Consider the following 13,053-nt stretch of genomic DNA (forward strand, 5'->3'; position numbering starts at 1 on the left):
CGGCGGGAAACCACTAATAATGGTGACCCGCCGCTTTTTGTGTGTCCAAAATTTTGCCTGCGCATTTTTTCAATGGACCCGGCCTGCGGTGTATTTTTAAAAAAATCTTGACAAGGGTCAATGATGAAAGCAAGTGGCTCTTTTAAAATAATCGTATAACAGGTGAGGGGGAGTTCCAATGTTAGAACAAATCCATCAACATAAGCATCATCTGGCATGGATCGCCGGCGTTTTGATCGTTCTTGGTTTATGGATGAACTGGATGGGCTTTTACGCCTGGAGGGACGGTTTTTTGATGGCGGCAACCGTTGCTGCTGTCCTTCCCATCGCCATCAAAGCCTGGCAAGCGGCGAGGATGAAAACGTTCAGTATTGAGTTGCTCGTTACGGTGGCGGTTGCAGGTGCCTTCCTGATCCACGAATATATGGAATCCGCAGCCGTCACTCTTCTGTTTTTGTTCGGCGATTATTTAGAAGCCAGGACATTAAAGAAAACCCGTTCGTCTTTAAAGCAATTGGCAGATATGGCCCCGCAGGAAGCGATCTTGCTTCAAGAAGACGGAACCCGAAAAAAAACGGCCGCAGATCGCGTCCGGGTAGGGAACAAGCTGGTTGTCCTCCCGGGCGGCAAAATTCCGGTTGACGGGACCATTGCAAAGGGCCGGGCATTCGTGAACGAATCAGCGGTTACCGGGGAACCGGCACCCGTCATGAAAAAAGAAAACGATCCTGTTTTTAGCGGCTCGATTTTAGATAACGGCTATATCGAAATGATCGCTGAAAAGGTCGGGAATGACACAACCTTTGCAAAGATGATTGAACTGGTGGAAGAAGCACAGGATGCAAAATCGAAAACCGAACGTTTCCTCGACCGGTTTGCAAACTATTACACACCGGCGATTGTCATCCTTGCACTCGCCGTGTTTGTTTTTACCCGTGATTTTCACAAAGCGATTACCTTCCTGGTCATTGCCTGCCCAGGTGCGCTCGTGATTGGCGCTCCCGTGTCAAACGTAGCGGGAATTGGAAACGGCGCGAAACACGGTGCGCTGATCAAAGGCGGGGATGTGATGGAAAAACTGTCAAAAGTGGATACGCTCGTATTTGATAAAACCGGCACGCTGACAAAAGGGAAGCCGGAAGTCACGGATTTGCACCTGCTTGGCACAAGGCGCGAAGAGGAAGTGCTCGGGCTTGTGGCCAAGGCGGAAACCGTTTCTGAACACCCGCTCGGCCAAACGATTGTGAAAGAAGCAGAAGCAAGGGGCATCCCGTTTAACCGGTATCACTTGCAGGAAGGTGAAGCGATAAAAGGGAAAGGCATGACGGCAACCATTGATGGCATAGCCATTACTGTGGGGAACCGCAAATTGATGGAAGCACAAGGCATCACCATTTCTCCATCAGCGGGCAGTTACGCAACCGATCGTGAAAAAATGGGGAATACTGCTATTTTTATTGCGGTCAATGGAAAGTTGGAAGCCATTCTGTCCATCGCCGACCAAATCCGTGAAGATGCCCGGGCTGCCTTGGAGGACATGCGCGCTGCCGGGATCAAAAGGATCGTCATGTTAACAGGCGATAACCGCCATACCGCCCGAGCCGTCGCCAACCAATTGGGTATTGATGCCTTTCATGCAGAGCTGCTTCCGGATGAAAAAGTGGACTATGTGAAGAAACTGAAAGAGGAAGGAGCTGTTGTGGCGATGGCAGGAGACGGCATGAATGATGCCCCTGCGATTGCAACGGCAGATATCGGGCTTGCCATGGGGAAAGGCGGAACGGATATCTCTATCGAAACGGCTGATATCGTTTTGATGGCAGACAAGCTTTCCCAATATGCCCATGCCTTTGCCCTGTCGAAAAAAACGATGCGGAATATGAAACAGAATATAGCAATTGCACTTTCGGTCGTCGTATTTTTGCTTGTTGGTGTTCTTCGGGGACAAGTAGACCTTGCAGCCGGGATGTTTGTCCATGAAGGAAGCGTTTTAGCTGTTATTCTAAATGCAATGCGGTTGATCGGATTTGCACCAAAGGGCGGACGGCAGAAGTTCAAGATCAGCAAAATCGGCCAACTTGATGGAGATCAATTACGGAAACCAGTGCGGCATGTAAAATAAAAACAAAAGGAGGGAAACGGAATGAAAAAAGCCGTGATGCAATTAGAAACGTTAACCTGTCCGTCTTGTATGAAAAAAATAGAAGGCGCGCTGGACAAAGTGGAAGGTGTGGAAAATGTGAAAGTACTTTTCAACGCCAGCAAAGCAAAAGTGGATTTTGACGAGGCAAAGGTTTCGGCAGATGAATTGAAAGAAATCGTTGAAAAAACAGGCTATCAAGTTCAAGCAGTGAAGACGAATTAAAAAAGGATAAGGTTGAGGCCAGTTGTTGGTCCCAACCTTTTCTTTTTTTGCAACCTGAAAGACGTATACGAATCAGCCCAGAAAGGTCGCGGTTGTTGGATCAACTTTTTCATTTTTGCAACTGCTGCTTGAAAGGGGCGGGAATAACGGGCTAATCGGGATTGCCTCTATAACGTAGACAGGTTCTATGTGAAGGAAGGCCTCCGTTTTTTTCAAGCTTCCTTAACAGGAAGATCTTCGTTATTTCGTGCTTCCTTAACGTAGCTGGGCTCTATGTGAAGGAAGGCCGTCGTTTTTGCATGCTTTCTTAACGTAGCCGGGTTCTATGTGAAGGAAGGCCGTCGTTTTTGCATGCTTTCTTAACGTAGCCGGTTCTACGTGAAGGAAGGCCGTCAATTTTGCAAGCTTCCTTAACATAGCCGGGTTCTATGTGAAGGAAGACCTCCGTTTTTGCATGCTTTCTTAACGTAGGCGGGCTCTATGTGAAGGAAGGCCGTCGTTTTTGCATTCTTCCTTAACGTAGCTGGGCTCTATGTGAAGGAAGGCCGTCAATTTTGCAAGCTTTCTTAACGTAGCCGGGCTCTATGTGAAGGAAGGCCGTCATTTTTTCAAGCTTTCTTAACGTAGCCGCACTCTATGTAAAGGAAGGCCGTCAATTTTCCGTGTTTCCTTAACGTAGCCGCCCTCTATGTAAAGGAAGACCTCCGTTTTTTCAAGCTTCCTTAACATAGCCGCGCCCTATGTGAAGGAAGATCTTCATTTTTCCGTTCTTCCTTAACGTAGATGGGCTCTATGTGAAGAAAGCCCTTCATTTTTCCACGCTTCCTTAACATAGCCGCGCCCTATGTGAAGAAAGGCCTTCGTTTTTCCATGCTCCCTTAACGTAGCCGGGTTCTATGTGAAGGCAGCAGCCCACATTTTCACCAGTGCTTTACGAAGAGCGCCCCTATGAGAAGGAAACGCTTAAAATTTTTGCCATTGTGCTTCTGGTTTTTTGCAATGTCATGTGTGGGGGAGAAATTTAATGGGTAAAGTCAAACCGATGTATTGTACCTGCTCCCTCAATCGTCTAAAATGGATAACGGACTGTGAAAATCCATTCCTTAAGGAAAAAGGCGAAGAAGGCTGCTCCGTATTCGGCATCTTTTTACGGACAAACTTGAAACATATTCAACGTAACTGAGGATTGATATCTTTTGTCGAATATGGTAGGATAACAACATATAGAAATTCTAAAACAAAAAAATACTAAATATAGTATGCGAGTATTGGTGGCTTTGAGATGCCTGAAAAGGGAATCCGGTGGGAAACCGGAGCTGCCCCCGCAACTGTCAGTGTGGACGAAAGAGCAAACCACTGTACCGGCTGCTTTTTTTGGCGGCGGTATGGGAAGGGCTTCATTAGAATGAAACACAAGCCAGGAGACCTGCCAATACTTGAAGTTTCTATTCTTCGGGGTGCGGGAACGGGAAACGGTAAAACAGATGATCACGGATGCTGTTTTTCTGCCGTTTTTGCCGTTCATCCCCCTGAAATGAACGGTTTTTTTGCGTTCAAAAAAGGGAGGAGAAAACGTGATATCTATTCAACTGGAATCAAAAGAAATGATTTTGCAGCTCATTGATCAAATGTCTGCAGGCCTGGAGATTGAAACCGGCGCTTATAAGGAAAAGATTTTAAAGTTATGGGACCAGGATGCCTCTTTGGTGGAAAAAACAGATCTACTTATTAAACATGCCCTTGAAAATATCGATGAAGCAGGTGCGGCCTGGACATTCTTTGCAGCGAGAATTTACTTACATAAGCTTTATGCCGAAGCCGCCAAAAACCGGCATTATGATCCAACCCTCAAGTACGGGTCTTTCTATGATTTGATCAGGCAGCTGGTAGAAAAAGGCATTTATTCTCCAAAACTGCTTGACAAATATACAAAGCAGGAAATAGAAACGCTCGGCCGCCTAATCGACCCGGAGAAGGATTTGCTTTTTACGTATCCCGGCCTCTATACGCTCGTAACCCGTTATCTGGCAAGTGATTTTGAAAAGCATGTCTATGAACTGCCGCAAGAGCGCTGGATGGTGATTGCGATGTACCTGATGCAGGATGAACAGCAGGAAACCCGGATGGAACATGTGAAGGAAGCGTACTGGGCACTCAGCAATCTGTACATGACGGTCGCAACCCCGACGCTCGCGAATGCGGGCAAAACGCATGGCCAGCTCTCGAGTTGTTTCATTGATACAGTGGCGGACAGCCTGCAATCAATCTATGACAGTAACACCGACATCGCCCAGCTTTCGAAAAACGGCGGCGGGATCGGTGTGTATATGGGAAAAATCCGTGGACGGGGAAGCGCGATTAAAGGTTTCCCGGGCATGTCGAGTGGTGTGGTGCCGTGGATCAAACAACTGAACAACACGGCAGTGAGCGTTGACCAGCTCGGGACAAGAAAAGGCGCCATTACCGTCTACCTCGATGTGTGGCACCGCGACATTGAAGATTTTCTCGATTTGAAGTTAAATAACGGCGATGACCGGCTCCGTGCCCGCGATATTTATACAGGCGTGTGCATCCCAGATTATTTTATGGAACAGGTGGAAAAGCGCGGGGACTGGTATGTTTTTGATCCGCATGAAGTAAAAGAAGTCATGGGGTTTGCTCTTGAAGATTTTTACGATGAAGAGAAGGGAAAAGGGAGCTGGCGTGAAAAATATGAGGCGTGCATCCATGCCGATCTCCGTTCGAAAAGGAAAGTTCCGGCGATCGAGATTATGAAGCGCATCATGAGATCGCAACTTGAAACAGGAGCGCCGTTTATGTTTTACCGCGATGAAGTGAACCGGCAAAACCCGAACAGCCACAAAGGGATCATTTACTGCTCCAATTTATGCACGGAAATTGCCCAGAACCAGTCCCCGACTGAGCTGATTGAAGAATGGATCAAAGAAGAAAATGTGATCGTAAAGAAATACCGTTCCGGGGATTATGTCGTCTGTAACTTGAGTTCCATCAATCTTGGGAAAGCTGTCCCGGACGGGGTGCTCGAACGGCTTATCCGCATCCAGGTCCGCATGCTCGATCATGTGATTGATGTCAATACGTTGCCCATTAAACAAGTGCAAATCACGAACAAAAAGTACCGTGCGGTCGGGCTTGGCACGTTTGGCTGGCATCATTTGCTGGCACTTGAGGGAATTGAATGGGAAACGGAAGCAGCCGTCGAATATGCGGATAAACTGTACGAAAACATTGCCTACTATGCGATTAAAAGCAGCATGGAATTAGCCAGGGAAAAAGGCAGCTATCCGGCATTTCCAGGCAGCAAGTGGAGCACCGGCGCTTATTTTACCGGTAAAGGCTACACAAGTGAACGCTGGTTGGCGCTTGCTGAAGAAGTGAAAAAATACGGCTTGCGGAACGGATATTTAATGGCGGTTGCACCGAATGCGACCACTTCGATTATTGCCGGCTCGACAGCAAGCATTGACCCGGTTTTCCAGCCTTATTATATGGAAGAAAAAAAGGATTACAGATTTCCGGTTACAGCGCCTGATTTAGACCACCGGACGTACAACATTTACCGCCGTTCGGCTTATAAACTTGACCAACGATGGTCCGTCCGGCAGAATGCGGCAAGGCAAAAACATATTGACCAGAGCATCTCTTTCAATTTTTATGTGCCGTACAATATCCGCGCGCAAGTGTTGCTTGATCTCCATCTGCAAGCTTGGAAGTCCGGCTTGAAAACGACCTATTATGTGCGCTCGACCTCCAATGAAGTGGAAGAATGCGAGTGGTGCCAAAGTTGAAAGTGCTGATTGCGTACTTATCCTATAGCGGCAATACAAAAGAAACGGCGGAACTGCTGGCATCCTGGTGCAGGGCGCGCGGGATGGCGGTGGACATGCACGAAATCGGCATTTCCCCGCCGTTTTCGCCGCGCGACTATGATTTGATCCTGGTCGGAACTTTCACATGGGAACGGGGCGCCACGCCTGAAGAAGTGAAGGATTTTGTTCTGGAAATTGGCTGGAAACCTCCCAATGTCGCTGTGTTTGGAACGGGGGAAACGCAATTTGGCGGTGATGATTTATTCTGCCTGGCCGCCCGCAAACTTGCAAAATTTTATAATAGCCCATGGGAACCGTTAAAAATTGAACAGTCTCCGAGGGGAAGCCAGGAAAAAGAAGTGGAAAAATGGATAGAAGGAGTGCTGGAAGATGTCAAACGCTTTGCTGGAAAAAGCGAAAACGTTGGATCCGGTTCACCCGAATAAAGCGACTGCCTTATTCGGAGGAAAGTCAAGCGGAATTTTAAACTGGAATGATCTTGCTTATCCGCACTGGTATAAGACGTATAAACGATTGTTGGGGAATTACTGGCAGTCGGATGAAGTGAATATGTCAACAGATGTGAAACAATTCCCGCTGTTATCGGAAAAAGAGCAGGAAACGTTTTTGAAAATCATCAGCCTGCTGGCAACGCTCGATTCTTCACAAACGAGGACGATTTTGCTTGCTTCACTGTATGCGACCGATCCGTCCATCCAATCGATTTTGGCGGTGATTGCCCAGCAGGAAGCTGTCCACAATGAGAGTTATTCTTATATTTTATCGTCCGTCGTGTCCCTTGATAAACAAAATGAAGCGTTTGAAATCGGGCGGAAAGATCCGGTGCTGCTAAAGCGAAACAAAAAACTGATGGAGCAATACAATGCGTTTGCCCAGCAGCCGGATGTGGAAGATATTGTGAAAACGCTCGTGTATTCGACACTGCTGGAAGGGTTGTTCTTTTATTCCGGTTTTGCTTTCTTTTATAATCTGGCGCGGCAGAACAAAATGGTCGGCACATCGACGATGATCAGTTATATTAACCGCGATGAGCTGGAACACGGGCGCTTTATTTCGGAACTGATCCGCGCGGTGCTTTCCGAACATCCGGAATTGAACACGCCGGCCTTTTCCGATTGGGTATATGCCCGGTTCCGCGAGTCCGTTGACTTGGAAACCGAGTGGTCGGAATACGTGCTCCAGGACGTGGAAGGGATCGATCTTGAGGAAATGGCAGGTTTTATTAAATACCGTGCCAATAAAATGCTGCGCATGATCGGATTAAGCGAGCTGTACCCGGAACATGTTGAAAATCCGATGAAATGGATTCGCGCCTATGCTGATAATTTCGATGCAACCAAAACGGATTTCTTTGAACAAAAGTCCCGTTCTTATACAAAAGTGAGCGATTTGAACGGATTTGATGAGCTGTAATCTGTCTAGAACACAGTTTGCAGCACGGTGAAAAAATATTTTCGGAAAGAAAACGGCAAAAAAAGATCTGATGGATGGCACTAGCAAAAAAGCGGGAGTGATTCCCGCTTTTTGCATGCCAACTAGGGCTTGCTGAATAAGCAAAATTTCTAGATTTGGCAAGGATGCTGACGGATTTGGCAAAAATTTAAATGCAAGGGTTTTACAACCAATTTAGGGAAAAACTTGCATTCAAAAGCCAATACAAACGAGATATTTTTAGACAGCGTTTACGGACAAATGGGGTGCAAACTCAGAATTGGATTCGTTCAGCAAGCCCCAATTACGTGGTGAAATGCTTTTCCTTTTTCAAACGCATGAGCGCTTTTTTATTTTTCCACAGCAGGATGATGAAGTTGCCTAGCCAGATCCATAAGAGAAAACGAGGATATTTTTGAAAAATGAGAAAGAGGGATAGCAGCAGGAATCCGGTTGTCGTTTGCAGGCTGTCTTCACTGCTGGTTGTTTTTTTGCCTTTTTTCACCACCTTTGCTAGGACATAAAAGCATGCAAGAATAACGGCATAAGTGAGGGATATGCGAAATTTGGTCAATGCGCTCCATACGCCGAAGCTTACGGCAAGGCCTTTTCCACCGTTTCCCTTTAAAAAAGGGGAAAAGGCATGCCCGGCAATCGGTGCCAGGGCAATGGGAATCAACGCCTTGTGCGATGGGACCGCCCCCGATTTTATGATCAGCCAAACTGGAAGAAAACCTTTGCCGAAGTCACCCGCAATGCCAAGCAGCCCAAATTTGTAACCGGCTTTTTTCCAAAGGTTTGCTGCACCAGGGTTTCCGTCCCCGGTTTTGCGAATATTGACGTTTAATAACAAGCCGATCCAGTAAGAAAACATCAGCGAACCGGAAAGAAAACAAAGTGCTGATAATAAAAAAGTCATTTGTTTTGCCCCCTTCCCACATCAATGTATCTGCCTTTCCAAAGCACTTTTTTACGAAAATGGGACTGATAAAGGGAATACAGGATGACAACCAGGAAAAAAATCATCGATAAAAAGTGAAATAAAGGATGCAGGATGCCAAAGTTTCCCGTATGCCGGTTAAAATAATAGATTTGGGCGGCATACAGCAAATACCCCGCAACAAAGTAAGGGATGCCGGAGAAGCAGCCGAGCTCGGATATGAGCAGACCGAGAATCCAGAAAACTACAGCCGCAATTGTAAAAGGATGAATGGCTGATGTGCTTAACACCGCCCCTTTTGCAAATCCTTGCAGCTCATGGCTGAAACCGCCGGGATACATGTGGAAGAAGACGAGCCCGCTTCCGGTAAAATTGGTGACCGGAATGCCAGCCTGTTGAAAACGGGCGCCTAAGTTCAGGTCGTCCAGCATTTCAGCGCGGATATTCCCGTGCCCGCCAATTTTGTCATAATCTTCTCTTGATACACAAATACAGGCACCATAAAGCCCTTTTTGTCGGTTTAGGCGCTCAAACGGCGAGGTGAATGAGAAAATCCCGAGCAGGTTCAGAACCATTGCCAGTTTCTCATAAAATTTTTCAGTAAGATGGTATGGAACGACAGAGATGGCGCCTCCCTGCTGTTTTTGTGCTGTAACAAGAGAGCTGATGGCGTGTTCAGCAAGGCGGATGTCGGCATCGAGAAAGATAAGCAGATCCCCGGTGGATTTCACGTAACCGTTCCAGACGGCCCACGTTTTTCCGGTCCATCCATCCGGAAGATCAGGCGCAGAAACGACGGTGACACCGAATTTTTCTGCTGTTTCTTTTGTTTTGTCTTCGGAATGGTCGTCCACCACAATGATTTCACCGGGTTTGGTTGTTTGCTTGTTTAAAGAATCCAACAGGGCAGGCAGGGTGTTTTCTTCATTTCTTGCCGGAATAATAACGGATATCTTTTCCCGCCCGGCTGTGCCGTGTGCTTGCGGTAAAGGGGGCTTACGGAAAAGGACGAATCCCGTCAGCAGGCCGCATAAAATAAACCAGAATAAAATGGCAGACATGTTCACCACTTCCTGTTCTGCTGTATAGAGTGAACGTAGGGTAAATTTGTATGGCAAAGCAGTTAAGATGAATTTTGTATCTCTATTTTACATCAGGGCTTCCCGGAAGGAAAAAGTTAGCATGCAGATAGAATGATGGTTTTGCGTCTGCCCCTCCTGTTCTGAGGGCATGGCAGATGAAATTTGAAAAAATAGTGTGCCCACCACTTGAAAAACGAACGTTTGTCCTTTATAATAAAACTGAAAAATAAGAAAAGGAGTGCTGCCTTTGGAACTTGTAATGGAAAAACATGCCGGTTATCACGTGCATGATCGTTTTTTTAAGGAGCTGATCCAAAACTTTTTTCAGGAGTTTATGGAGGCGTTTTTCCCGGATCTTTCAGCGGATCTCGACTACCGCCGGGTGCGGTTTTTGTCGCAGGAACAGTTTACGGACTTTCCGGGCGGTGAGCAAAAACGGGTTGACATCCTTGCCGAAACGAAGGTAAAAGGCAAAGATACCGTGATTCTCATCCATGTAGAGCCGCAGTCGTATTACGAGAAACCTTTTCCTGAACGCATGTTTCGTTACTACATGATGATCAGTCTCCGGCACCGGAAACCGGTATTGCCGATTGCCGTTTTTAGTTACGAGGAGAAAACAGAAACCCCTGATACATACACCTTTGCGTTCCACAACATTGAAATTCTTCGTTTTCACTATTTATCCATTCATCTGATGAAACAAAATTGGAGAAATTATATCCGGAGCAACAACCCTGTTGCCGCGGCATTATTAAGCAAAATGGGGTATACAGAAAAAGAACGGGTGCAGGTCAAACTGGAGTTTCTGCGGATGCTGGCCCGGATGGAACTTGACCCTGCAAAAATGAGGCTGTTACACGGTTTCTTTGATTATTATTTAAAATTGAACGAAAAAGAGGAGGCGGAAGTAATGGAAAACATTAAAATGCTGGATCCAGACGAAGCAGAGCAAGTATTGAAGCTGCCGAATTCCTATTTTGACCGCGGGTATAAGAAGGGGAAAGAGGAAGGCAGAGAAGAAGGAAGGGAAGAAGAAAGAAAAGAATTGCTACAAACGATTCCAATTGCCATCAAAATGTTGCAGGAGGGTATGAAGCTTCAATTAATTGTGGAAAAAACTGGCCTGAGCCAGAGAGAAGTGGAAAAAATAAAACAACAATTGGAGCATTCATAAGATGGAAGTCAGGCTGCCTGGTGTGGATGGAAAAGAAGTTGTCCTGGACTTGCCAAATTCTTACTTTGACCGCGGGTATAAGAAGGGGAAAGAGGAAGGCAGAGAAAAAGAAAGAGAACGATTGATTATCAATTTTCTAAAAAATCAAGTGGATGTGAAGGTCATTGCCCAGGGATCCGGCTTGAGTGAAGACGAGATCATGAAGATCAAAAGGCAGATAGAAGGGGAAAAGCCTTGAACCCGAGTTATGACGAGGCAGAGCAAGTATTGAAGCTGCCGAATTCCTATTTTGACCGCGGGTATAAGAAGGGGAAAGAGGAAGGAATTGAAATAGGAGTAGAGAAGGGAAGAGAAGAAGAGAGAAAAGAAATGTTACAAACGATTCCAATTGCCATCAAAATGTTGCAAGAGGGTATGGAGCTTCAATTAATTGTGGAAAAAACTGGCCTGAGCCAGAGAGAAGTGGAAAAAATAAAACAGCAACTGGAAAATTTATAAGTAAAAAAAGATTTTCACCGGACATCTGTTTGCCGGTGCTTTTTATATGGCCAAACTTTCTAAAAATACAGCTGTTAAAATTTCGTGCAAAATGTATTATAATTTTAAATAGAATAAAAAAGGGGTGAGGAAATGGAGGAAAGTGTTACAAAGGCAGTTCAGGATTACTATCCCGATTCATTTGCAACTTGTTACGGCTGCGGGCGGCTGAATGAAAAAGGCCATCATTTTCGCACGGGCTGGCTGGGGGACAAAACCATCACGATTTATACGCCGCTTCCTGAATATATGGGGGGGATCCCGGGGTTTGCCTACGGAGGGATCGTAGCATCGCTGATTGACTGCCATAGCGCCGGTTCCGCATCGCTGTATGTGCTCCGGAAAAACGGCAACGAACTTGGCGACGGGACAGAGCCGCCGCGGTTTGTAACCGGCACATTAAAAGTGGAATATAAACACCCTACCCCGCTTGGTGTGCCGCTTAAGGCAATAGGAACCGTTACCGAGATCCATCCCAAAAAGTACCGGATCAACACAGAAGTATTTGCGGAAGATAAAGTGGTCGTAACAGGGGAAGTTATCATGGTGATGATGCCGGAAAAATTCAGGGAGAAAGTAAAACAGCAGTAAAGCCTAGCGCGGCATCGGTCCTTGAAAGATGCGCCGGGTAAAAACAATCAAGCAGCATGGAAAGCATCTTCCGGGCAACCGGCACGGATGCGGACCGCCATTTCCACAAGACAGCCAAACAGAATAGAAAGATGGGGAATAGATTGGAAAAAGTTGTCCAGCAGCTTGCAACAGAAGCGCATACACTACGAGCGAAAGGAATCGCGCTTGTTTTATCAGGCGCGGTACTATGGGGTGTATCCGGTACGATTGCGCAATATTTGTTCCAGCATTTGCAAATGGATATGCAATGGCTCACGGTCATGCGGCTGCTTGTATCCGGCCTGCTTTTGCTCGGATTTTGTTACGGAAGAGAAAGAAATCGTGTCACAGGGGTATGGAAAGACCCGGCTTCACGGAGAGATCTGATTTTTTTTGCGGTTTTCGGCATGCTCGGCGTCCAGTACACCTATTTTGCCGCTATCCGGTACGGCAATGCAGCAACAGCAACCATTTTGCAAAGCCTCGAGTGTGTCATTGTGCCGTGTTTTCTGGCCGCCCGATTCAGGAGAATGCCTGGCCGGCGTACGTTATTTGCCGTCTTTCTTGCAGTTGCCGGAACATTTTTGCTTGTCACACACGGCAGTTTTACGACGCTATCCATTTCGGGAAAAGCGCTTTTCTGGGGTATTTTAACGGCTTTTACCGCTGCTTTTTACACACTCCAGCCGATAAAGCTCCTTCACCAATGGGGTGCGGACGTAACCGTCGGCTGGGGGATGCTAATTGGGGGCGCGGTCTTAAGTTTCATTCATCCGCCGTGGCATGCAGCTGGGAACTTTTCTCCGGCCGCGGTGCCGGGGATTGCTTTTGTCATTTTATTTGGAACGCTGGTTGCCTTTCTTTGCTATTTGGAAGGGCTGAAATATTTAAGTGCATCAGAAACAACCGTACTTGCCACAGCAGAGCCGCTTTCCGCCGCATTTTTAACTGTGGTGTGGCTCCATGTTCCGCTCGGTTTTTTTGACTGGGCCGGTGCGCTGATGATTATCAGCACCATTTTCATTTTGGCGTTAAAAGGAAAACATGCATAACACCGC

At 46.7% G+C, this 13,053-nt stretch carries 13 protein-coding genes and 1 riboswitch; of the genes, 11 read left to right on the top strand and 2 right to left on the bottom strand.

Translation table 11 applies throughout. The features are described 5' to 3' along the window. The first annotated feature begins 178 nt into the window (after positions 1 to 178). The 6 genes from NST70_RS01365 to NST70_RS01390 all read left to right on the top strand — a co-directional run bounded on the left by NST70_RS01365 (position 179) and on the right by NST70_RS01390 (position 7,629). The gene (locus NST70_RS01365; protein ID WP_035182737.1) at positions 179 to 2,122 is read left to right on the top strand and encodes a cation-translocating P-type ATPase; all 1,944 of its coding nucleotides are present in this window, start codon (positions 179 to 181) and stop codon (positions 2,120 to 2,122) included. Positions 2,123 to 2,143: 21 nt separating this feature from the next. Further along, entirely contained in the window at positions 2,144 to 2,365 is a 222-nt protein-coding gene (locus NST70_RS01370; protein ID WP_014096394.1) for a heavy-metal-associated domain-containing protein, read from the top strand. Between the two features lie 1,252 nt (positions 2,366 to 3,617). Further along, positions 3,618 to 3,814: riboswitch (cobalamin riboswitch) on the top strand. Beyond that, positions 3,771 to 3,989 (top strand): hypothetical protein, encoded by a 219-nt coding sequence (locus NST70_RS01375; protein WP_158657222.1) that lies wholly within the window; start codon positions 3,771 to 3,773, stop codon positions 3,987 to 3,989. It overlaps the preceding riboswitch by 44 nt. Beyond that, on the top strand, positions 3,940 to 6,174 hold the full coding sequence (locus NST70_RS01380; protein ID WP_014096391.1) for a ribonucleoside-diphosphate reductase subunit alpha: 2,235 nt from the start codon (positions 3,940 to 3,942) through the stop codon (positions 6,172 to 6,174). The genes NST70_RS01375 and NST70_RS01380 overlap by 50 nt, the downstream gene beginning before the upstream one ends. Then, positions 6,159 to 6,641 (top strand): flavodoxin, encoded by a 483-nt coding sequence (locus tag NST70_RS01385; protein WP_014096390.1) that lies wholly within the window; start codon positions 6,159 to 6,161, stop codon positions 6,639 to 6,641. Before NST70_RS01380 ends, NST70_RS01385 begins: the two co-directional genes overlap by 16 nt. Next, entirely contained in the window at positions 6,586 to 7,629 is a 1,044-nt protein-coding gene (locus NST70_RS01390; RefSeq protein ID WP_014096389.1) for a ribonucleotide-diphosphate reductase subunit beta, read from the top strand. The genes NST70_RS01385 and NST70_RS01390 overlap by 56 nt, the downstream gene beginning before the upstream one ends. A gap of 322 nt (positions 7,630 to 7,951) precedes the next feature. On the opposite strand, the gene NST70_RS01395 is transcribed toward NST70_RS01390, so the two are convergent. After that, entirely contained in the window at positions 7,952 to 8,566 is a 615-nt protein-coding gene (locus NST70_RS01395) for a glycerol-3-phosphate acyltransferase (RefSeq protein WP_014096388.1), read from the bottom strand. Next, complete coding sequence (locus tag NST70_RS01400) at positions 8,563 to 9,648, bottom strand: glycosyltransferase (protein WP_168985818.1); 1,086 nt, start codon at positions 9,646 to 9,648, stop codon at positions 8,563 to 8,565. The genes NST70_RS01395 and NST70_RS01400 overlap by 4 nt, the downstream gene beginning before the upstream one ends. A 268-nt stretch (positions 9,649 to 9,916) precedes the next feature. Between NST70_RS01400 and NST70_RS01405 the strand changes: the two genes are divergently transcribed. From NST70_RS01405 to NST70_RS01425, 5 genes are all read left to right on the top strand, one after another. After that, positions 9,917 to 10,846 (top strand): Rpn family recombination-promoting nuclease/putative transposase, encoded by a 930-nt coding sequence (locus tag NST70_RS01405; protein WP_014096386.1) that lies wholly within the window; start codon positions 9,917 to 9,919, stop codon positions 10,844 to 10,846. Position 10,847: 1 nt separating this feature from the next. Continuing rightward, a complete protein-coding gene (locus NST70_RS01410; protein ID WP_014096385.1) occupies positions 10,848 to 11,084 on the top strand; it encodes a hypothetical protein in 237 nt (78 codons plus the stop codon). Next, on the top strand, positions 11,081 to 11,344 hold the full coding sequence (locus NST70_RS01415; protein WP_014096384.1) for a hypothetical protein: 264 nt from the start codon (positions 11,081 to 11,083) through the stop codon (positions 11,342 to 11,344). Before NST70_RS01410 ends, NST70_RS01415 begins: the two co-directional genes overlap by 4 nt. A 132-nt stretch (positions 11,345 to 11,476) precedes the next feature. Further along, complete coding sequence (locus NST70_RS01420; RefSeq protein ID WP_014096383.1) at positions 11,477 to 11,974, top strand: thioesterase; 498 nt, start codon at positions 11,477 to 11,479, stop codon at positions 11,972 to 11,974. A gap of 143 nt (positions 11,975 to 12,117) precedes the next feature. After that, the gene (locus NST70_RS01425; protein WP_014096382.1) at positions 12,118 to 13,047 is read left to right on the top strand and encodes an EamA family transporter; all 930 of its coding nucleotides are present in this window, start codon (positions 12,118 to 12,120) and stop codon (positions 13,045 to 13,047) included. Positions 13,048 to 13,053: the final 6 nt, after the last annotated feature.

The sequence above is a fragment of the Weizmannia sp. FSL K6-0777 genome, from assembly GCF_038593185.1.
In the GTDB taxonomy this organism is placed as follows: Bacteria; Bacillota; Bacilli; order Bacillales; family Bacillaceae_C; genus Weizmannia; species Weizmannia faecalis.

What these genes read in the sequence shown, in the direction of transcription:
- NST70_RS01365 (WP_035182737.1), top strand. Translation starts at nt 179, where the DNA reads ATGTTAGAACAAATCCATCAACATAAGCATCATCTGGCATGGATCGCC.
- NST70_RS01370 (WP_014096394.1), top strand. Translation starts at nt 2,144, where the DNA reads ATGAAAAAAGCCGTGATGCAATTAGAAACGTTAACCTGTCCGTCTTGT.
- NST70_RS01375 (WP_158657222.1), top strand. Translation starts at nt 3,771, where the DNA reads ATGAAACACAAGCCAGGAGACCTGCCAATACTTGAAGTTTCTATTCTT.
- NST70_RS01390 (WP_014096389.1), top strand. Translation starts at nt 6,586, where the DNA reads ATGTCAAACGCTTTGCTGGAAAAAGCGAAAACGTTGGATCCGGTTCAC.
- NST70_RS01395 (WP_014096388.1), bottom strand. Translation starts at nt 8,566, where the DNA reads ATGACTTTTTTATTATCAGCACTTTGTTTTCTTTCCGGTTCGCTGATG.
- NST70_RS01400 (WP_168985818.1), bottom strand. Translation starts at nt 9,648, where the DNA reads ATGTCTGCCATTTTATTCTGGTTTATTTTATGCGGCCTGCTGACGGGA.
- NST70_RS01410 (WP_014096385.1), top strand. Translation starts at nt 10,848, where the DNA reads ATGGAAGTCAGGCTGCCTGGTGTGGATGGAAAAGAAGTTGTCCTGGAC.
- NST70_RS01420 (WP_014096383.1), top strand. Translation starts at nt 11,477, where the DNA reads ATGGAGGAAAGTGTTACAAAGGCAGTTCAGGATTACTATCCCGATTCA.